19 protein-coding genes are annotated in these 19,219 nt (G+C 53.8%); 12 read left to right on the top strand and 7 right to left on the bottom strand.

The window, feature by feature from the left end:
- Window position 1: 1 nt before the first annotated feature.
- Both PsW74_RS10405 and PsW74_RS10400 read right to left on the bottom strand, forming a co-directional pair.
- Window positions 2–976 (bottom strand): amino acid ABC transporter permease, encoded by a 975-nt coding sequence (locus PsW74_RS10405; RefSeq protein WP_057461496.1) that lies wholly within the window; start codon window positions 974–976, stop codon window positions 2–4.
- 4 nt (window positions 977–980) lie between these two features.
- Window positions 981–1,817 carry a transporter substrate-binding domain-containing protein gene (locus tag PsW74_RS10400; protein WP_063288030.1) on the bottom strand — a complete coding sequence of 279 codons (837 nt, stop codon included), beginning with the start codon at window positions 1,815–1,817 and terminating at the stop codon, window positions 981–983.
- A 125-nt stretch (window positions 1,818–1,942) separates the two neighbouring features.
- Between PsW74_RS10400 and PsW74_RS10395 the strand changes: the two genes are divergently transcribed.
- The 9 genes from PsW74_RS10395 to PsW74_RS10355 all read left to right on the top strand — a co-directional run bounded on the left by PsW74_RS10395 (window position 1,943) and on the right by PsW74_RS10355 (window position 9,955).
- Window positions 1,943–2,878 carry a LysR substrate-binding domain-containing protein gene (locus PsW74_RS10395; protein WP_063288029.1) on the top strand — a complete coding sequence of 312 codons (936 nt, stop codon included), beginning with the start codon at window positions 1,943–1,945 and terminating at the stop codon, window positions 2,876–2,878.
- 642 nt (window positions 2,879–3,520) lie between these two features.
- Window positions 3,521–4,453, top strand: coding sequence for a LysR family transcriptional regulator (locus PsW74_RS10390; RefSeq protein ID WP_063288028.1), 933 nt, complete (start codon window positions 3,521–3,523; stop codon window positions 4,451–4,453).
- Between the two features lie 183 nt (window positions 4,454–4,636).
- Complete coding sequence (locus PsW74_RS10385; RefSeq protein ID WP_063288027.1) at window positions 4,637–5,335, top strand: glutathione S-transferase family protein; 699 nt, start codon at window positions 4,637–4,639, stop codon at window positions 5,333–5,335.
- A gap of 415 nt (window positions 5,336–5,750) precedes the next feature.
- Entirely contained in the window at window positions 5,751–6,401 is a 651-nt protein-coding gene (locus PsW74_RS10380) for a prephenate dehydratase (RefSeq protein WP_057461501.1), read from the top strand.
- Window positions 6,382–6,816: a thioesterase family protein gene (locus tag PsW74_RS10375; RefSeq protein WP_057461502.1), complete on the top strand. Its 435-nt coding sequence runs from the start codon at window positions 6,382–6,384 to the stop codon at window positions 6,814–6,816. The genes PsW74_RS10380 and PsW74_RS10375 overlap by 20 nt, the downstream gene beginning before the upstream one ends.
- A gap of 32 nt (window positions 6,817–6,848) precedes the next feature.
- Window positions 6,849–8,045 carry an acyl-CoA dehydrogenase family protein gene (locus tag PsW74_RS10370; protein ID WP_063288026.1) on the top strand — a complete coding sequence of 399 codons (1,197 nt, stop codon included), beginning with the start codon at window positions 6,849–6,851 and terminating at the stop codon, window positions 8,043–8,045.
- Between the two features lie 61 nt (window positions 8,046–8,106).
- Window positions 8,107–8,655, top strand: a complete 549-nt coding sequence (locus PsW74_RS10365; protein ID WP_063288025.1) for a hypothetical protein — start codon at window positions 8,107–8,109, stop codon at window positions 8,653–8,655.
- A complete protein-coding gene (locus tag PsW74_RS10360) occupies window positions 8,652–9,323 on the top strand; it encodes a M23 family metallopeptidase (RefSeq protein ID WP_063288024.1) in 672 nt (223 codons plus the stop codon). The genes PsW74_RS10365 and PsW74_RS10360 overlap by 4 nt, the downstream gene beginning before the upstream one ends.
- 80 nt (window positions 9,324–9,403) lie before the next feature.
- Window positions 9,404–9,955 carry a gamma-glutamylcyclotransferase gene (locus PsW74_RS10355; protein WP_063288023.1) on the top strand — a complete coding sequence of 184 codons (552 nt, stop codon included), beginning with the start codon at window positions 9,404–9,406 and terminating at the stop codon, window positions 9,953–9,955.
- Window positions 9,956–9,992: 37 nt separating this feature from the next.
- On the opposite strand, the gene PsW74_RS10350 is transcribed toward PsW74_RS10355, so the two are convergent.
- From PsW74_RS10350 to tsaA, 5 genes are read right to left on the bottom strand one after another with little or no spacing between them, the layout of a single operon-like run.
- Window positions 9,993–11,492 (bottom strand): ATP-binding cassette domain-containing protein, encoded by a 1,500-nt coding sequence (locus tag PsW74_RS10350; RefSeq protein WP_063288022.1) that lies wholly within the window; start codon window positions 11,490–11,492, stop codon window positions 9,993–9,995.
- Entirely contained in the window at window positions 11,479–12,324 is an 846-nt protein-coding gene (locus PsW74_RS10345; RefSeq protein WP_063288021.1) for an ABC transporter permease, read from the bottom strand. The genes PsW74_RS10350 and PsW74_RS10345 overlap by 14 nt, the downstream gene beginning before the upstream one ends.
- Window positions 12,325–12,328: 4 nt before the next feature.
- Window positions 12,329–13,387 (bottom strand): ABC transporter permease, encoded by a 1,059-nt coding sequence (locus PsW74_RS10340; protein WP_244277856.1) that lies wholly within the window; start codon window positions 13,385–13,387, stop codon window positions 12,329–12,331.
- Complete coding sequence (locus PsW74_RS10335) at window positions 13,380–14,942, bottom strand: ABC transporter substrate-binding protein (RefSeq protein WP_063288020.1); 1,563 nt, start codon at window positions 14,940–14,942, stop codon at window positions 13,380–13,382. Before PsW74_RS10335 ends, PsW74_RS10340 begins: the two co-directional genes overlap by 8 nt.
- A 55-nt stretch (window positions 14,943–14,997) precedes the next feature.
- Complete coding sequence (gene tsaA, locus PsW74_RS10330; RefSeq protein ID WP_057461509.1) at window positions 14,998–15,456, bottom strand: tRNA (N6-threonylcarbamoyladenosine(37)-N6)-methyltransferase TrmO; 459 nt, start codon at window positions 15,454–15,456, stop codon at window positions 14,998–15,000.
- Between the two features lie 263 nt (window positions 15,457–15,719).
- On the opposite strand from tsaA, the gene PsW74_RS10325 reads away from it, so the two are divergent.
- From PsW74_RS10325 to PsW74_RS10315, 3 genes are all read left to right on the top strand, one after another.
- Window positions 15,720–17,171, top strand: coding sequence for an SLC13 family permease (locus PsW74_RS10325; RefSeq protein WP_063288019.1), 1,452 nt, complete (start codon window positions 15,720–15,722; stop codon window positions 17,169–17,171).
- 113 nt (window positions 17,172–17,284) lie between these two features.
- Complete coding sequence (locus PsW74_RS10320; RefSeq protein WP_063288018.1) at window positions 17,285–18,550, top strand: vanadium-dependent haloperoxidase; 1,266 nt, start codon at window positions 17,285–17,287, stop codon at window positions 18,548–18,550.
- A 141-nt stretch (window positions 18,551–18,691) separates the two neighbouring features.
- On the top strand, window positions 18,692–19,219 hold a 528-nt coding region (locus PsW74_RS10315; protein WP_063288017.1), incomplete at its 3' end, for a DUF2938 domain-containing protein.

The following is a 19,219-nucleotide window of genomic DNA, read 5'->3' as shown; positions in this document are numbered from 1 at the left end:
ATTATCGCTTCAGCGATTTTGCGTAATGCGTCTCAATTCGCTGTTGCACAAATTCCAGCATGACCGACATGACCCAGTAGATGATGGAGGCGGTGATCAGCATCTCCAGAATCTTGAAGTCAGATCGTCCCTGCGTTCGTGCAATGAACATGATGTCCCAGACGCCGACGACTGAAACCAGCGAGGAATCCTTAAGCATCGCGATGAACTGGTTGCCCGTTGGCGGCACAATAACCCGCATGGCTTGGGGCAGAATGACTTTTCGAAACGTCAGCAAACGTGGCAGGCCCAACGCATCCGCAGCTTCCCATTGCCCAAGTGAGATTGACTGGATGCCAGAGCGGAAAATCTCGGTCATGTACGCCCCATACACCAGCGACAGCGCGATGATTGCTGCTGGAACGGGCGAAATGACATAGCCAATCTGCGGCAGGCCGAGATAGATCAAAAAGAGCTGCACCAGCAACGGCACGCCGCGAAAATACGAGGTGTAAAATGCCCCGACACCCTCAACCACTCCAATACCGGAGAGCTTTGCGGTGGCGCCCAGCAAGGCAAAGATGAAGGCCAGTGTGATTGCAATGGCAGAGACATAGAGCGTGGTGAACGCCCCTGTCGTTATCAGGAAGGGCAGTTTGCGCCCGATAAACTCAAAACTCAGCTCAAAGCTCAGGAAGAACCCGAAAGCACCTGCAGCAAGCAGAAGCCACACAGTGATCAGCTGAGCACGCCGGGACAGACTGAGGATGAGAAACCCCAGCCCTGACGCCAGCAGGAAAATCACCATGGATACAGAAAAACGCCCCCACCAGCTGGCAAGTGTTTCTTCACTCATCGCAGGGCGAAGGAATGACCCAATCACGCCTTGATTGAACGCGAGATAAAACGCGATCACAAAGGCCAGTGATCCGAGCGTTGCTGCTGCTTTCAGGCGGGCCGGACCCTGCCTGAAAGCGCCATTGGTGAGTGTGACCATGATTTTACTTAACGCTCACGAGGTCCGCGCCGTGCCATTTCACGGAGAGCTTGGTCAAAGTGCCATCACTCTTCATGTCCTCAACAATGGAAGCCAGCTTGTCGCTGAGCTCTTTGTCGCCTTTATCAATCGCAATCGACAGCGGCTCATAAAAGATCGGATCACCCAACTGCTTGATCGGCAGGCCCTTCTTCATCGCCTGCTGAATAACAGGAACAGACTGCGCCAATGCGTCAAGGCGCACGCCATCGCCCAGAGACAGTTCGTCAAACTCGTTGATATCGCTGTAAAGTTTGATTTCACCCGGTGTCACAGCGTATTCGAACGCCGGTGCGCCAACCGCATCAATCTCAAGCTTGTGCTCCAGGTACTTGTGGTAGGTGGACGAGCCCACAACGCCGATCACCTTACCGTCCAGATCCTTAAGCGATGTTGCCTTGGAGTTTTTGTGAACCGCAAAAGCTGCCGGGGTGTAGTAGTACACGGCAGGAAAATCCAGCACCTGTGCGCGGGCTTTTGTTGGGGTCATGGACCCGACAACCATATGCCATCTGCCAGACCAGCGGCCCGCAGTCATGATTTCCCAACCCGGCGTTACAAACTGCACCTCAACACCAAGACGCTTTGCGATCTCTTTGGAAACGTCAATATCAAAGCCCTGCAGCTGGTTGTCGTCTCCCATAAAGGCATTCGGGCGGTAATCTGAGTTAGAGCCCACGAGCAACGTCTTGCTCTTCATGATCGCATCCAGAGCCTCTCCCGCCTGTGCGCTCATGCCAACAACGCTTGCAGAGACAAATAGTGCAGCCCCTAAGATGGCTTTCCCGGTATTTTTAAACATCCCAACCCCCAAATTCGTCATTATGACGGATATTTCTCAAAGTTTTGGGCAGTTTATAAGTGCGGGTTAGAGCAAGACAAATCAGTCTGATTGATCCATGTATAGAAAAACTCTATACATCATTCATGGCCATCTCTCGACGTTTCGTCCCCACCCTTCAGGAATTACGTGCACTTGCGGCAGTTGCACGGCACAAATCTATCTCCGCGGCCGCGCGGGAACTGAACGTCTCACAACCAACAGTATCCTATCATATCAAGCAGTTAGAAGAGCGTTGGGACGTTAAGCTGTTCCGCATGAACGGGCGCAATCTGGAGCAGACGGAGCTGGTTCAGGATATCCTTTCGGAAGTCTCAGCAATCAACAATGGTATAGAGAACCTCTCATACCTCCTCGCCAGCCAGACCGCACGAAAGCAGCTCACAATCGGCATTGCACCGTCTCTCGCCTCCATCATGCTGGTCCCGCGTTTAGCTCAATTCTCCGCTTTGCACCCGCATGTGGCGATCCGGATCAGTGCAGCCAATCGCTTCGTTGATTTTGCGGAGGAAAAGCTCGATGTGGCGCTGCGCTTGCTGCCCAAGCCTGAGGGCGATCTCGGCGCGTCTCCGCTTATTCCCCTGCCGCAAGAGCGGATGCGTGTGGTGTGCTCACCAAACTATCTGGAGACCATCGCAGGAGAGCGTCTGGCACCGCATTCAACACCAGTTGAGCTCTTTGCCAAAGCTGATTTCATTCATGAAGACGAGGCCTTCCACTGGCAGAAGTATCTGGAAGCCAGTTGGCCTGACTTTTCCGGCCAGATGGTGCAGCAGCTCACCTTCAACAACACGGACCTTATCCTGCAAAGCGCTATTGCCGGACGTGGCTTTGCCATTCTCAGAGACCTCTATATCATAGATGCATTGAATGCAGGCACGCTTGTAGAGCCGTTTGCTGAGACGCTCCCTTGCCAGCGCGCTTTTCAGTTTGTCTTGCCAGAAACGTCTATCCCCTCAGCCCCGGTTTGGGATTTCATCAACTGGCTGAGTGACGAGATGACAAAGATGCAAATTCGCTAAGCAACTTGCCCCCCAAACCAACTGGATAAGATAGTCAAGCTGACACTCATGCTCCCGACACATTGTCAGCTCGCCCTCACGGTTCCCGTCAATGTGCCAAGGAAGTAATCATCTTTTGCCCCATCTGCTCAAAACATCGTCAAGCAAACAAAATTCTAACTCTAAGTGATTATCAATAATTCACTTTAGCACTATACAATATTCATTGGTTATGTATTGTCATATTAAATAAATATAATTCCTATATTCATGAAAACAAATTCTCACATCAATAAATATAACAAAATTAAAATCACTAAACCAAACCACGGAAACAAACTACTTATATGATGACGAGCAATCAAATTATTCATCGAACCCTCAAAATAATTTACTTATCGCGGCGGAATCAAACATCGCTATCACAAGGATTTCAGGAGCGCAGCGTCCGGCCCGGCAACATGACCGGACATGCATCTCTCAGAAGGACAGGCCTTCGAAAGTAGACTTGGTCTGACTGCAGAGATATCGTAGGGTGATAGCAGGGCATACCCGTTAACCGGGTGCCAGCACACTAGCCCAAAGCCAACGGCTGAGCATAGTTATTGTCCTTTTCAGAGCCGAATACGTTCAAGAAACTCTTTTCTTATTGGAAGGAAAAGGATGGACATTCATCAACTCAAAACCTTCGTGACGGTCGCGCGCGAAGGCAGCATAACCAAAGCTTCAGAATTGCTCTTTCGCAGTCAGCCAGCTGTCAGTGCGCATATCAAAAATATGGAAGAGACATTGGGATTAACGCTCTTTCAACGCACACCGCGTGGAATGGCTGTTACACCCGACGGGCAACGCCTCCTCACGGAAGCACATCAATTGCTGGATCGGCACCAGAAATTTCTGGAAGAAGCATCCCGCTTGCGCGGCAGTCTTGCCGGTAGCCTGACCCTCGGCGCTGGCCGCAACTCCAGCACAGGCGTTGTGAGCAATCTGCTTGCGGCTATGTCTCAGGAGTTCCCCGAGGTTGAAGTTGAGCTGCAACACCGCCCCTCTGTGAAGGTGCTGGAAGGCATTCGCAATGGCAGCCTCGACGCCGGATTTTACACGGAAACAGGTGAGGATGACGCCGGACTGTCTACCTTGGAGATCTCCAATTTCTGCGTTTACCTCGCAGCCCCTGCGGATCTTGTGCCCGTTGCGGCTGAGGTGAACTGGAAGGCACTTGAAAGCGTGCCGTGGATCTACCCAAGTGGCGACTCCTGTTGCGGGCGTGTGGCAAGGGATCTTCTGGACACGCACGGTATCAGGCCCAAGCGGGTGATCAATGTGGATGATGAGGGGGTTACACGTGCTTTGATTGCCAGCGGTGTTGGTATCGGGCTCGTTCATGCCAACTCAACAAACCCACAAGAGAACCAGGGTGATATCGTCTTACTCTCTCAGGTGCAAAAATCAGCCCGCGTGTTGTTTGCGCACCTGTCCTGCCGGAAAGAAGACCCGGTGATTGCAGCGGTTCGCTCCATTCTGGCGACAGACAATTGCACCAGCCTTTCGTTTCAAGACGACCGAACACTAGAGGCGGCGCTCATCGCCTCCTGACACTTTCAAAAGAACCAGATTTGCAAGACTTCAGCTCAGCAATGGGCTGAAGTCGCTGCACTCTGCTTTCCAGTTGGGCGGATGGCTGCTCTGCCCAGTTGGCGTTAAAGACAAAAACAATCCGGAATACTGAGGAATTTTTTAGCGCAAACCCATTGTTTAATTCTCATCGGGAGAAGCCACATGCAAAGACTTCTTTACAGCCTCAGCGGAGCCTCCGGGCAACATTACTCCCCGCATGTCTGGAAAATTATGATGTCCCTGAAGCACAAGGGTCTCGATTTTGACCTGAAGCCAGTTTCCTTTGGCGACATTTCCAATATTGAAGACGGATCTTTCACCAGCGTTCCTGTGCTCAACGACCAAGGCACGCTTTTAGGCGATAGTTTTGAGATCGCCGAGTATCTGGAAGAGACCTATCAGGAGGCACCCAGCCTGTTTGATGGCGCTGGTGGCCTCCAGCTTTCCCACTTTGTGGAGAGCTACTGCAAAACCGTCCTGCACCCGACATTGGCGGTGATTGCTGTGATGGATATGTACAACATCATGAGTGATGCCGACCGCGCCTACTTCCGGCCTGCACGCGAAAAACGGTTCGGAAAACCTCTCGAAGAGGTCTACGCAGGGCGAGGCGCCGAACTGAGCACTTTGCCAGAGAAGTTGAACCCTGTGCGCGACCTGCTCACCAATCAGGATTGGTTCGGTGGTGAGAGGGCGATGCATGCAGATTATGTACTGTTCGGCACCTTGCAGTGGTGCAAAGTGTGCTGCCCAGATCCAATTCTTGCTCCGAGTGACCCCGTCAATTTGTGGTTTGAACGCATGTTGGATCTTCATGATTACATGGGTCGCAAAGCTCTCAGCGAAGCTGTTGCCGCCTAGCGCTGTCTATATTTCGCGCAACTCCAAATTACTAAGCCCTTCTGAAGGCATCGCATTTTTTTGCGGTGCCTTCTTTTTATGCAACCGCCTGTATTATCAATAATTTAGAAGCAATAACTTCCGCTGAGGCATTCCTCATCTATCCTGAGGGAAGCCATCAGTTTTTTCAGCTTGTTCAAAGCAAACCTTTCCGGCTCCATAGGGCCACACGAAAAAATATTACTGGACGCGAGGAACAAATTTCACCTCAAAACCGGCAGAGCAAACGGAGATTTATCGGAGTCTGCGCGTGCTACCGCTCTGCCCATGCATAAGAACAACGACAAGCCAACGCAGTTTGTCAGGGGAGCGCCTCGCGCAAATCCTGCATCGGCATTTTTCAGTCTTTCTTCCCAAGTGAAGGATCAGAGAATTTATGGATGCACATATTGAAGCCTCGGACTATTTGGCCAAAGGAACAGCCCCACTGTCCTTTGACTGGGTCCGACAAGTTCACACTCTGGGGCCGACTGGCACGAACTGCGAGAGAGCAGCTCTGACATGGGTACAACGTCACTGCAAAAACGCTGAGGTCTTTCTTCACCCGACCATGGAAATTGCAGCGGAAGCCGTTGCTCAATGCCGCAAGTCCGTTTTGCTGAGTGTCGTCGCCTACCCGCATCTTCATTCAATTATTTACGAGCACATCGGCCAGCTGAAACTGATGGACGTGTTCATCATGAACACCGACAACATGGTGCTGGCCTCTTCTACTGGCAAAACACCAGCCCTTTGCGCAACGCATCCGGCACCGGAAAAACTGATCCCGGCCTCTATTGAGCGCAAGTACGTCACCAGCAACGCGCAAGCCGCGGCTGTGTGCGCCAAGGGCGAGGCAGATGGCTGCATCACCACGCTGTGCGCCGCCAACGAGTTTTCTCTGACAGTCCTGACAAAGCACGGTCCCGTGCCCATGGGCTTCACCATTCATGGTCCGTTGCAGGCCGCAACACAGACTCAGCCTTCATTCACCAATGATTTTCAAAACCCCAACAGGAGGGAATTTCATGACACAGAAAGCTTATGAAACACCAATCGATATCCGCTACCGCGATACAGATTCAATGGGTCATGTGAGCAGCCCGATCTACTACGATTACATGCAGTCCGCTTATCTGGAATACATGCATGATCTGCTCAAGCTGCCTAAGTCTGAAAAGCTGCCGCACATCATGGTGAAGACCTCTTGTGACTACGTTTCTCAGGCTCTTTACGGCGATCATCTGGTTGTGTTGAGCCGTGTGACAAAGTTTGGCGGCAAGAGCTTTGAGATGCAGCATGAAATGCGCCTTGGTGATGCAGATGGCCGCGTGGTTGCCAATGCAGCTTCCACTCACGTGATGTTTGATTACGAAAAGCAGGCAACCTATCCGGTGCCGGATGAGTTCAAGACTGCGGTTGCAGCTCTGCAAGAACCTGCCGCTCATCATCAGCCAGCTTAAGATCCGTCACTTTTGAAATCTGGAGATCTCTGATGGATCTACAATGGAATGAACGTCAACAGGCTCTGCGAGCAAAGTATGCTCAAATTGGCAGCCAGATTGACCACTCAGAGCTTCACGCTGGCAAGCAGGCATTTGATCAGAACACATGGGACCGGCTTTTAGAAGCCGGTCTCTGGAAGATCATCGTCCCGGCTGAGTATGGCGGTGCAGGCACGGACTGGTGGGACTTTACCGCTGCTCTGGAAGGTCTTGCATGCTCTGTGCGCACGCCGGGTATTCTGCTTTCTGTCATCGCACAGGCAGGCATGGTTCATGCACTCAACCTGTTCGGCACGGAAGCGCAGAAGAAGGACTATCTTGGCCGTATCCTGAAAGGGAAGCTCAGCGCAACTGCGATTGCAGACCCTGATACGGGCACAGATGTGCGCTCAACCTCCTCTGTGCTGACACCGGGACCAAATGAGACGTTCATGCTCAATGGTGCCAAGTACAACATTGCCCATGCGCCCGTGGCGGACTTCACGCTTGTGGTGTGCAAGCTGGATGGTCATGCGCGTGACGGTATCTCGCTCATTTTGCTGGATGCAGGCACCAAGGGCCTTGAAGTTGGCGACTACGACCAGAAGCTCGGCAATCTGGATTTGCCCACCGGGCCGATGAAGTTCACCAATATCCCGCTGCATTACGGTGATCTGCTTGGCATTCCCGGCAAGGGCCTGCGCAACCTGATCACCTTCGTCTCCCTCGGCAGACTGTATTACGGTCTGGTTTCGGCATGGATGATTGAACCGATGCTGAAGGAAGCGATGCGCTACGCTCAGGAGCGTCAGACCTTCGAAGTGCCGGTGCTTGAGTTCCAGTACGTGCAGAAGAAGCTCACCGACATGCGCATCTCCGCGGAATCCGCCAAGTGGACTGCCTATGGCGCGCTCCAGCAGCTTCTGTCCGGTGCGCCGGAAGCCGGCATGACCTGCTCCATTGCCAAGCTGGTTGGGGCAGAAGCGATCACCAGTGGTGCGATTGATCTGCTCAAGCTCTATGGCACCAAAGGCTATCATCAGGGCGAGGTTTCGACCTTCCTGCGCGATGCACTGGCGTTTTGCGCTGTGGGTGGCACTGAGGAAATGCACCGCCGCAACATCATCAGCCAGATGAAACGGCTGGAGGCGAAAGCGGCAAAAGAAGCAGCGCCCGTGCGCGAAGAACGCTTGCTTGAAACAGCATGATTTGATGCAGGCCCCGATATTGCCGGGGCTTTGCACTCTTTTGCATTTACAGGAGACTTTTATGGAATTCGCCAAAGTCGCATTAGCGGCCACTCTTCTGGCAGCAACAACCGCCGCTCCCACTCTGGCAAAGAATGGTGTTGAGCGTGTGCCAACCAAGATCGATTGGCAAGCAGCCAAAATCGCTGCAAAGCGGTCACTCGCGCGGGACCCAGCCGCCGTGGAAAAGTTCGTCACCGCTACAACTGGCAAGCTCAGTTACATTGAGCTGCCCGTCCTGATTTTCGGCAGTGATGCGAAGATGGAGACGCCACAGTTCGGAAGCCAGAACTCATCCTATGCCGCGTTCTACACTCTGGAAGGCGCACAGATCAGTATTCTGGGGTCTCACAGTGTGCTGACCGGAACGGAAGATCTCACCGAGCATCATAAGGCGACAGCACATGAGTCCATCGGCAACGGGGCAGACTACAATCTGAACCGCTACGGGGCGCATTACACAATCCGCCTGACTTGCGACAACCCGATCAAAGACACGCGCTGCCGTAAGCCTGATTTTCTTCAAAGCGTCGTTCAGACCCTCCTTGTTGTGAATGGAGCAAACCAATGATGCGATTTATCTATCTCTGTCTGGCCCTGACCTTTGGCTTCTCCGCCCACGCAGATGACAGCTCCCGCTTTATGCAACCGGGCGACCTGATTGCAGACACCGGAAAAGGTGTTGCAAGCCATGCCATCTTCTTTCCGAACATGCGTTTTCCGGTGGAATCCGGCCCAGCCTATGCCAACTCTCACGCCTATGCACCGGGCGGTTTCAAAGCTGACGGCGGGTCCGAATGTGATCCGGTGAACTATTCCTACCCATGGCGCGATAACTTCTGCGAGTTCCGCAGGGCCGATCTGCCAGTTTGCGCGTCAGGTGGCCATCAGGGGCAGGACATTCGGCCGGCATCATGTGAGGCCAGCAAGCACTGGGCCGTTGCAGCAGAAGACGGCATTGTTGCCCATGTAGGTCGTTTTGGTGTGACCATCCAGAGCGCCACCGGCACGCTGTACCGCTATGTGCATCTGGACATGGCCACTCTGCAGGTGAAGCCAATGGACAAGATCGTCAGAGGCAACCGCATTGGCAAGATCTCCAACAATTGGCTTGGGCCGTTGCCGATCCATCTGCATTTCGATGCAAAAGACACGGTGCTGCTGAACGGGGAACCAAAGTCAGTATTCCTGCCGCCTTACACCAGTCTCGTGGCGTCCTATCAATTGATTATGGATTGATCAGCTGAGATTTGATCGCAAAGGGCGCCTTTCACGGTGCCCTTTGTGCTTTTCAATATTCTCCTGAAAAGGGAAAAGAAATGAAAGATATTCTCTGGGTCTTTGGCTACGGCTCACTCATCTGGCACCCCGGCTTTGAACCCGTTGAGCAAGTGCCCGCCCGTCTTGATGGCTGGAAACGCCGGTTCTGCCTGTGCTCGCTGCGCTATCGCGGCACATTTGAAAAACACGGCCTGGTTCTGGCACTGGATGCAGCACCCGATGCCTATTGCAGCGGTGTGGCTTTGGGTATTCCTCGTGATGGACAGGAGAAGGTGCTGGAAGACCTGCGCAAACGAGAGCTGTTTAATCCGGCGTATAGAGAAATCATCACCACGCTTAAACTGCAGGATGGACGCGAGGTTGAGGCGCTCACTTATGTGGTCAACCGCGAGCATGAGCAATACGGTCAGTTCAACGCCGAAGAGCAAGCGCAGATCATCGCGACCGCCGCTGGTGAGCGTGGCCCGAACTGTGACTACCTCTGGAACACCGCAGACCACCTGACCGAACTCGGCATCGCCGATCCGGATCTGGACTGGCTTTCGGACCGCGTACGTTCAATTCGGTCAAGTGAAGCAGCACCAGCCTAAGCAAACCAGCACGTTGCCAAAACGTGCTGGCTCTTTTTCAACTGGCAGCATTTGTTTGCGGGGCTTGGCTGCAAATGAGTTCGCCCTGCTCCAAATGACAGACCTTGTCTGCCAGCGAGCGGGCGGCGGCGTGATCGTGGGTGAAAAGTACCAGAGCCATCTTCTTGTTGCGCATCACACTGCGCAGGATCTCCAGCACCTGACTGCGGGCCTGCATGTCCAGAGCTGAGGTGGGCTCATCAGCCACCAGACACTGAGGTCGGGTCGCCAACGCCCGTGCAATTACCAATCGCTGCGCTTCACCGCCAGAGAGCTTTCTGGTTTTGCGGCGCAGGAAGTCTGAATCCGTCGGCAAACCAACCCGCTCCAACAGCCGCGTCAGCTCAGACTGATCCCCGCCAGACAGCATCAGCGCTTCTTTCAGGACCTCGTAGACAGTGAAATGACAAGCCATAGCGCGGTGCGGGTGCTGTGGTATCAACGCCACCACGGACTTGGCGCGCCCTTCCTCGTTCTGCCAATAAACAAAGCCGTCCTGCACAGTTTCATAACCGCTCAGCAACCGCGCAAGCGTGGTTTTGCCGCTCCCACTTCCCCCCAAAATCGCAAGGCACCGGCCTGCTGGCACAAACGCTGAAATGTTGGAGAGCAAGGCTCTTCCATCAAAGCTGTGATGCAGTTTATCAAGGGTCAATCCATGACCACTACGTGCCTCCAACTCCGGATACCCCCCTTCTCCACTTGCCAGGATCGGGGCTGAGTTGTGCGCGTTTCGCCTCAGCTTCAGCAATTGCTGGGTGTAGATGCTGCGCGGCCTGTCGAGCACCTCTTCAGCTGTCCCGATCTCAGTCAATCTGCCTTTGCGCAGCACAGCCACATGGCTTGCCAGACGGCGTGCCAGTTCGATGTCGTGCGTGATCAACATCTGGCAGCGGTCCTCACTCCCAGCCTGAAACGAGCGAATGGCGATTTCCCGATTGAAACTGTCCAGCGCGGCGGTCGGCTCGTCCATGATCAGAAACTCAGGCGAGTTTGCCAGAGCAAGCACCGTCAGCACGCGCTGAATTTCGCCACCGCTCAGAGCTGAGGGATAACGATGTAAAAGACGCTCCGGAATATTCCCTCTGGCACATTCCTCAAGCGCATCCCGCTCATGAAGCCCATGTGCCTGCAGCATCTCCTGCACATGTTGTAGGACGGTCAAATGAGGGTTCAATGCATCCGACAGCGCTTGCACGATCAGGCCTGCAGAACATCCCCGCATGCCTTGCAATTGCGCGCGTGACGAGCGCAGGACATTCATGTCTCCCAGCCAGGCCTCTCCATTCCAGCTGAAATGACTGGAGGCCAATGCCTGTTCATCTTCTGCCAGCCTGCGCCCTTGAATGAGACCCATGAGAGAGCGGGCGAGGCTCGTCTTGCCACCGCCGGGTTCTCCGATGACCGCCAGAGTTTGCCCTTTGTGGATCTCAAAAGAGACGTCCTCCAGCAAGGGCTGGCGACCGTAATAAAGATTAAGCTGCTCAACGCGGATCATGATGTTCCCTTCCGTTGAGGCTGCCGTTTGACATGTAGCCTTCACCAATAATCAAAATGCCAACGAGAAACAGAGACAGTGCACCCGCTGGTGGAAACAAGAGCCAGAGCCATGCATCCGTATAAAGATAGTCCATTGAATCCTGTATCATACTGCCCCAGGTCAGCAGCCTTGGATCAGTCAGCCCCAAAAACCCGAAACCGGCAGTTTTGAGGGCAGCCTGCCGTACATTTTGCAAAAACAAACCAACGATTGCGGGCCAGATCGCGGGCAGGATATGGTGGCGCAGACAGTATCTACGACTGGCCCCCATGCGTCGCGCAAAATGCACATTCTCGCGGGTCAGCTCCCGCAGCAGAATCGGCAGAGCAACGCGCACATCCTCATGCCAGCCAGTCAGCGACAGAAGCACCACAAGCCCAAGGAAACCGGGCTGTATCCAGGCCGCCAGCAGCAGCAATAACAGGATGGACGGGATCACCTGCAGCACGTCCACCAATCGCAAGACCGCGCTGCGTATGCGTGGTCCGCCAAATGCAGCCAGACTGGATGCAGCCAAAGCCAGCACCAGCGCCGCGGTAGCTGTGATGAGTGCGAGAAACACCGTGATTGGTGCAGCTCTTACAAGGCCGACAAAAACATCCTGTCCAATTCCATTGGTGCCAAGCCAGTGGTCCATGCTCGGGGCCTGCAAAACATCCGGGCTGGTTTTGTAATGAGGCAAACTTTCTGACAGCGCAAAGCCTGCCATAACCAGCACAGCCGAGGCAGCAATCGCTCCTCGTGAAATGAAACCGGCACTTTGTGTGATAGGTGACCAATAACCAAGCATGAGATCACCCTCTACGCGCCAGGCTTGTTGCGACAGCATCAATGACCCAGTTCAGCAGCAGAACCAAACCAGCCATAACAATCACCGCACCCTGCAACAAAACGTAGTCACGATCCAAAATAGCGTTATAAATCAAGTGCCCTGTTCCGGGATAAGAGAAGACAATCTCAACGAACAGGACAGCACCAAACAAGCCAGTCAGCGCATCACTCATTCGTGCCAGAAAAACCGGAAACAGGCTTCTCCCGTAATAAGCCGTGCGCAAGCGCCAGCCTTTGATGCCACGCCCGCAGGCATTGAGAATGAAAGGCCGCTGAGACAGCGTGATCGCCTCTCCCCGTGCCAGAAAATAGAACCGGGATATTTCGTGCAGCGACAGGGCCAGCACAGGCAACACAGCGTGACGAGCGATATCAAAATCCCGCTGCAACGGGTTGCTGTTGGGAAAAAACGGCTCAGATCCACCGGAGGGCAACACGGGCCACACAATGCCGAAAGCAAGCAGCAACAGCACGGCAGAGGTGAATGGCGGAATGCTCGCGACAACTGTCACGACGCCAGTCGCAATCCTGTCAAAGAAAGCCCCAGGCGCCTTGCCAGCTTCGATGCCACCGGCAGCCCCTGCCAGAAGAAAAATCGGCGCAGCGCAGGTGATCAAAAGCAAGGTCCAGGGAATAGATGCTCTGAGCAGTTCCGAGACAGGAGCAGCATGCGGAACCGAGTATCCCAGATCCCCCCTGACAAGGTCCCAAAGGTAAACGCCAAGCTGCTGCGGCCAATCCCCCGCCAGGCCGAACTGAGCGCGGAGTTCAGCACTCTCCGCACCAGTGAGATTGCGCGAAAGATCAGAGGCAAGAAACACCTCAACAGGATCCCCTGGAAGCATTCGCGGTAAAAAGAACACCAGCAAAACCAGCAGTGCAAACACCAGGAGGCGAACGCCAAGGCCAGACAGCATGTTTAAAATAATCGGAGGTACCACAAGAACGGCCTGCCTGTTTTTGGTTGTCTCGTGCCAGCCACCCGGAGGCGGCTGACAATGGGTGTCCAGCTGATCAATCAACCAGATAGGATTTATGCAGTGCTGAAGGGACGCCTATCGCCACTCCCCCTGGCATAAACTGGAGGGATGAAAGTTTATCGTTGTAAGCCGTCACCATGTGAGGATTTGCGATGGCATAGGCTGGTAGTTCCTCAGAATAGGCCTTCTGAAATTCGCCCAGAATTTTCTGCCTCTCCGTCTTATTGGTTGCAACAGACTGTGCAATCACCAGCGACTGCAGATGCTCACCCTGATAGCCATCGTTAGCCCATTTACGTCCAAAGACCCGGCGCATGATTCCATTCGGATCGCCAAGAGTACCGGAGGCATAGAGGGCCAGATCATAATTGCCCTCAGCCAGAGTGTCCTGAAGCGCGGCTCGCTCTAAAATGCGAACCTCCAGCTCTATGCCAAAGGTTTCCAGTTGTTCTGCAAGGACTTTTGCTGTTTTGCTTTCACGCCTGCTGGCAAGAAGGCGTAAAACAACCCGCTCCCCATCACGATACCACAGCCCATCTTCTCCTCGGTCCCACCCTTTGTAGATCAGCAGATCAGTGGCCTGCCGAGGATTAAAGGAATACTCAGGATGTTTGTCTTCAGAATGCCAGGGCGACTCCTCCTGAATGAACCCGGTATCTGCAACATCCGCCGTTTTTTGGAAAACAGTTTCGATGATGGCAGGCCGGTCAATCGCATAGGCAATCGCGTGGCGAAGCGCTTTATCGTTGAAGCGTCCGTTATGGTTGAACCCAAGGCGCAGGGAATGGTGGCTAAACGCCTTGGCAACGTTCATACCTATCGCTTCGGCCTGTTCCAAACGGTCCGGAGGCAGATAGGAAATCACGTCGATCTCCCCAGCATGAGCCGCCCGCAACGCCGCATCTGTCGCCATTTTCACAATCGCAATGCGTTTGAATTTCGGCTTGCCCAGATAATAGTCTGCATTGCCTTCCAGCACATAGCGCCCTTGTGCCTTGCTGTACTCAACAAGGCGGTAAGGTCCGCTGCCAATAACAGCATCCGGTTCTGCAAAACGCTGTGGTTCAATCACATCCTGATAAACGTGTTTTGGCAGGACTGGCATGGAAAGCAGGAGCCCGTTCAGCAATCCTGCATCTGGCTTTTTGAGAAAGATCTTGAGGTGATCAGGAGAGATAACCTCGGCTTCTCTCACATTCTCGACGGAAACAAAAACGTACGGATGTTCCTTCATATAGCTGAAAGTGAAAGCAGCATCCGCCGCTGTAACCTGCTGCCCATCATGCCAGGACGCTCGCAAATCCAAATACAGATCACAGGTCAAGCCATCCTTGGAAACAGTCCAGCGCCGCGCCAGTGCAGGGACCAGATCGCCGTCTTTCGACTGGCTCAACAGGCTATCAAAAACGTATGTGGTGTAGAGGTAACCAATGCCGTTTCTGCCATGAACATAAGGCGCCAACATCCCGCGGTCTCCGCGGGCATCGGTTATAACAAGCTGGTTTATGGGACCAGCAATCCCCGCAGCTATTGTCAGCAGCAGAGCCGCGACAGCTGCAATTACAACGCGCACAAGGGGTTGGTGAAAGATGTGCATGTCTCAGACTTTCTGAGCGGGACGCACGGCAACATGCGCATCCTCAGGTTCCGGATCATGGCTGCCACGCAATTTGCGCAGTTGGCTGGTGGTCTTCTATAGGGACATAGGGTTTGATATCCAGAATTGGCGTGCCATCGATGCAATCCAATCCACTCACTGTCAAAACGTTGCCGTCCCGTTTGATTAATTCAACCGAGCTCAAACCAATCGGGTTCGGCCGGTTGGGTGAACGGCTGGCAAAAACACCACGTGCTGCTTCCTCTCCACGGGCGCGCCGAACAAGCGCGGTTCCGTCAGAGTGGTGCAGCCAGTACATCACCCAAAGATGAGAGGCCATCGTGATGTTCAAAAGCGCATCCGCATAAGGAGAGGCAATTTCCAGTTGGCTCTGGGCAGGGTTGCGACGACTGGATTTTGGGCATTCACGCGTTTCTGAGAAGCCTGAGCGCACAAAGCCAATCGAGTTCATGATGATGCCTGAAGACACCGTGGTTTCCTGCTGGTTATTCATTTGTGAAGCCGTAATAGGTTGCAAAATTAAACACTTAACGTCTCCAAAGCCAAAGCCTACCTTAACAACAGATCGATACTTGGAGACGATATCCGAGTAAATTCGATTTATCAGATAGGCTACCTCAGCTTTCCTGAGGGCGCATTGATCAGCATATTCGAAAATGCTGAGGCTATGCCTCTGATAAATCGATTGGATTATTGGCAAGCGCAAAAATCATAGTTCTGGCACCTCATTTTTCAAAATCAGAATCACAGGTCGCTATGACAGATCACACCCAGCACGACACAGCTCCGGCCTCCGGGCTCAGTCCCACACCCGAAAAAATAAAATCCTCGTTTAACACCAAACAAACCTGGCAGTTTCTTGGAGTGGCGATTGCCGCCACAATCGCAGGCCTTCTGGCTTCCGCTTATCTGCCTGCTGGCATGGCCGTTGCTGCGGTTTTATCCGTAGGTTGCCTCGGCTTGTGGGCAACAGGTGTAGTGCCGGAATACTGGACCGCGCTCGCCTTCTTCTTCGTTGCCATCGTGATAGGCATTGCCCCGCCGGACGTGGTGTTCTCCGGCTTCCAGACATCAACCTTCTGGCTCCTGTTTGCAGGCCTCGTGCTTGGCGCCTCCATCAAACACACCAAGCTGGACAAACGCGCTGCCGTTTTGTTGATGCGTTTACCGCTCAACAGCTATGCCGGGCTGGTCTCCAGCATTGTTGCCTTCAGTGTGGCGCTGGCGTTTGTGGTGCCCTCTTCCATTGGCCGTATCATGATTTTGCTACCGGTGATCTCCGCCCTTGCTGCACAGATCGGTTTCAAGCCCGGCTCCAACGGGCGCACAGGCATGCTTTGTGCGGCGGCCTTTGCGACCTTCGCTCCAGCGTTCACCATTCTGCCTGCCAACGCCCCCAACATGATCCTCGCGGGGATGAGCGAGAGCCTGTATGACCTCAGCATTTCCTATTGGGACTACTTACGTCTGAACTTCCCGGTTCTGGGCATCCTGAAATCACTCATCCTTATCGGTCTGACGCTGGTCCTGTTCCCGGACAAGCTTCCGCAGGACGCGCATGAGACCACGGAGGATGTACCACCAGTTAGTGCTCCTGAACGACGCCTGATGATCATTCTGGCCCTGTGCCTCATCTTCTGGCTGACGGACAGCCTGCATCCGATTGGTCCGGCATGGGTTGGCCTTGCTGCGGCTCTGGCTTGCTTCTGGCCCAATGCCAAGCTGACTTCCAAAACCTGCATCAATCAGGACCTGAGCTATGGCTCCCTGATGTTCGTTGCGGGCATCATGGGGTTGGGGGCGGTTATCTCAGTTGCCGGACTGGGTGAGGCTTTGGTTCAGGCTGTTGGCGGCAAAGCCGGTTTTGCCGAAGACACACCAATCTGGAACCTGTCCGTCCTCACTGGCCTGTCGACACTGGTTGCCATGGCGACAAACCTGCCGGGTGTGCCTGCGGTGATGACACCGGTTGCTGGGGATTTGGCTGATGCCACTGGCCTGCCCTTGCAGACTGTTCTGATGACGCAGGTTATGGCGTTTTCCAATGTGTTCTTGCCGTTTCAGGCGCCGCCACTGGTCGCTGCCATTCAGGTTGGAAACCTGCCACCAAAAGCAGTGATCAAACTGTGTCTGACGCTGTTTGCGATCAGCCTGTTTCTGCTTGTCCCAATAGACATGCTGTGGTGGTACCTGCTCGGATTTCTTTAAGCACCTTTAGGCGGGCCCACACAAATTCTGAGGCCCGCCTTCCATTCTTTCGATTTGTGCAAAGCGAATTTCCATTCCTAGCTATAGCCGTTTTCAAATTGCGAGGTTTTAGTATGACGACCCGATTTACTTGGTTGAAGACAATTGCTTACAGCGGCGCTCTGGCGCTCGTGATTACTGGTGGAGCCGCCAAAGCAGAATTGGCTGCTGACTGGCAAGACACCGCCATGGGCCTTTTCAACGCTGAAAAATGGCCAGGAGCCAAACGCCAGCGCGCCCTGACAATTTTGCATACTGCAATGTTCGATGCCGCAAACGCAGTCGAGGGCACCTACGCTCCTTACGCATATACTGGCTCAACCAATCCGGATGCATCTGCGCAAGCAGCCGTCACTCAGGCGGCCCTGCACGTTCTGTCGACCCTTATGCCAGAGCGTAAAGCGGAGTTGGAAATTGCAGCAAAAGAGCGCCTTGCAAACCTGAAGAGCCCTCAGTCCGGCATTGCTCTGGGCCAAGCTGTTGCGGAGCAAATTCTGGCAGCGCGCGCATCAGACAACGCTAACTTTTCGGTAGATTACACGCCGGGTCCAGCAGAAGCGGGTGTGTATCAGCCAACGTCTAAACGCCAGATGGTTGCGCCGAAAATTCGTGAGATGAAACCATTTGTTCTGTCCTCTGCAACGCATTTCCGCGTGCCACCACCTCCGGCACTGGAGAGCATGCAGTATCAGCGTGGTCTGAGTGAAGTCGTAAAGTTGGGCGGCAAAGAAACACAGACTAATGAGGACAACGTCTTCATCGCCAAGCTTCATGCTGGCTCCGGCTCCGGTGCCTGGAACCAGATCGCCCGAAAAAGCAGCACGTCCTGTGATCTGTCCATGCTGGAAGAAGCTCGCACGCTCGCGCTTCTCAACATTGCACTGACAGACGCATTGGTTGCTGGTTTCAACGCAAAGTATGAGTACGCGTTGTGGCGTCCGCAAACAGCAATGGAAGCTCTGGGCAAAACCTATAAGCACCCAACCCTCAAGGCCGATATGGAGTGGAGCTCTTTGGTGCCAGCACCAATGCATCCTGAATATCCATGTCAGCATTGCACCAGCGGCAGCGCGGCTCAGGAAGTCATGGAGTCCGTCTTTGGCGACGGCAAAATGGTCTTCACCTTCAACGGCAAGGACCGTCTTTCCAAAGATTATATCAGCTTCCAGCAGTTTGCCGAGGAAGAGTCAGAATCCCGCGTTCTTGGCGGCGTTCACTACCGCCGTTCCAACGCTGTTGGCGACATGTTGGGCTACCAGATCGGCTCTTACGTAGCAGAGACCTCTTTGCAGCCACTGAAGCAAATCAGCGACATCAAGAAATGTGCAGGCAGCCGCTAGGTCAGCTCCTCCTGACTTAGCTTGCACTTGCAGGCCGCACTCCAATCCCCTCGCGGCCTGCTTTTTTATCACCTCAGAAAAGGGAGCACTTGCAAGCGCCACTTCCGGCAAAGCACCCGCAGATCTAAAGGAACAGGTACTATGGAAAATCGAACTGGTTTAGCACTCCGCATTCTCTTTGTTGGCATTGGCGCAACGCTCTTCATGGATATCTGGGCCATCGCAGCAGATAGCCTCTTTGGCATTCCGCAGAGCAACTTCTCAGTGGTTGGCCGCTGGCTGGGGCACATGCTGGACGGACAATTCACGCACGAAAGCATCCGCCGCGCTGCACCTATCGCAGGAGAAGCAGCCATTGGCTGGACGGTGCATTATCTGGTCGGGATCATCTTCGTTGCAGCCTTCGTCATGATTTTTGGAAATCGTCAGCTGCAAAAGCCATCCCTGATCCTTGCGATCTTGTTTGGTGTTGTGATGATCGTGTTCCCATTCTTCGTTATGCAGCCATCTCTTGGCGCTGGCGTGATGGCCTCCAACAGGCCGAACCCAGACTTCGCACGTCTGAAAAGCCTCATGACGCACTTCTCATTCGGCCTGGGCATGTATGTCGCGCTTTGGGTTCAGACCAAGGTCTTCAAACCAATTGAAGCACCAGTATCCTCCGCATCC

Source organism: Pseudovibrio sp. W74 (assembly GCF_001623085.1).
Lineage (GTDB): Bacteria > Pseudomonadota > Alphaproteobacteria > Rhizobiales > Stappiaceae > Pseudovibrio.
Note: the sequence above shows the minus strand (reverse complement) of the source record. Positions and strands in the feature narration are given on the sequence as shown.

Excerpts from the sequence above, each read along its gene's own strand:
- PsW74_RS10360 (WP_063288024.1), top strand. The coding sequence starts at position 8,652 with ATGATGCGATTTATCTATCTCTGTCTGGCCCTGACCTTTGGCTTCTCC.
- PsW74_RS10400 (WP_063288030.1), bottom strand. The coding sequence starts at position 1,817 with ATGTTTAAAAATACCGGGAAAGCCATCTTAGGGGCTGCACTATTTGTC.
- PsW74_RS10365 (WP_063288025.1), top strand. The coding sequence starts at position 8,107 with ATGGAATTCGCCAAAGTCGCATTAGCGGCCACTCTTCTGGCAGCAACA.
- PsW74_RS10325 (WP_063288019.1), top strand. The coding sequence starts at position 15,720 with ATGACAGATCACACCCAGCACGACACAGCTCCGGCCTCCGGGCTCAGT.
- PsW74_RS10355 (WP_063288023.1), top strand. The coding sequence starts at position 9,404 with ATGAAAGATATTCTCTGGGTCTTTGGCTACGGCTCACTCATCTGGCAC.
- PsW74_RS10335 (WP_063288020.1), bottom strand. The coding sequence starts at position 14,942 with ATGCACATCTTTCACCAACCCCTTGTGCGCGTTGTAATTGCAGCTGTC.
- PsW74_RS10370 (WP_063288026.1), top strand. The coding sequence starts at position 6,849 with ATGGATCTACAATGGAATGAACGTCAACAGGCTCTGCGAGCAAAGTAT.
- PsW74_RS10380 (WP_057461501.1), top strand. The coding sequence starts at position 5,751 with ATGGATGCACATATTGAAGCCTCGGACTATTTGGCCAAAGGAACAGCC.
- PsW74_RS10390 (WP_063288028.1), top strand. The coding sequence starts at position 3,521 with ATGGACATTCATCAACTCAAAACCTTCGTGACGGTCGCGCGCGAAGGC.
- PsW74_RS10395 (WP_063288029.1), top strand. The coding sequence starts at position 1,943 with ATGGCCATCTCTCGACGTTTCGTCCCCACCCTTCAGGAATTACGTGCA.
- PsW74_RS10405 (WP_057461496.1), bottom strand. The coding sequence starts at position 976 with ATGGTCACACTCACCAATGGCGCTTTCAGGCAGGGTCCGGCCCGCCTG.
- PsW74_RS10385 (WP_063288027.1), top strand. The coding sequence starts at position 4,637 with ATGCAAAGACTTCTTTACAGCCTCAGCGGAGCCTCCGGGCAACATTAC.
- PsW74_RS10350 (WP_063288022.1), bottom strand. The coding sequence starts at position 11,492 with ATGATCCGCGTTGAGCAGCTTAATCTTTATTACGGTCGCCAGCCCTTG.
- tsaA (WP_057461509.1), bottom strand. The coding sequence starts at position 15,456 with ATGAATAACCAGCAGGAAACCACGGTGTCTTCAGGCATCATCATGAAC.
- PsW74_RS10345 (WP_063288021.1), bottom strand. The coding sequence starts at position 12,324 with ATGCTTGGTTATTGGTCACCTATCACACAAAGTGCCGGTTTCATTTCA.
- PsW74_RS10320 (WP_063288018.1), top strand. The coding sequence starts at position 17,285 with ATGACGACCCGATTTACTTGGTTGAAGACAATTGCTTACAGCGGCGCT.
- PsW74_RS10375 (WP_057461502.1), top strand. The coding sequence starts at position 6,382 with ATGACACAGAAAGCTTATGAAACACCAATCGATATCCGCTACCGCGAT.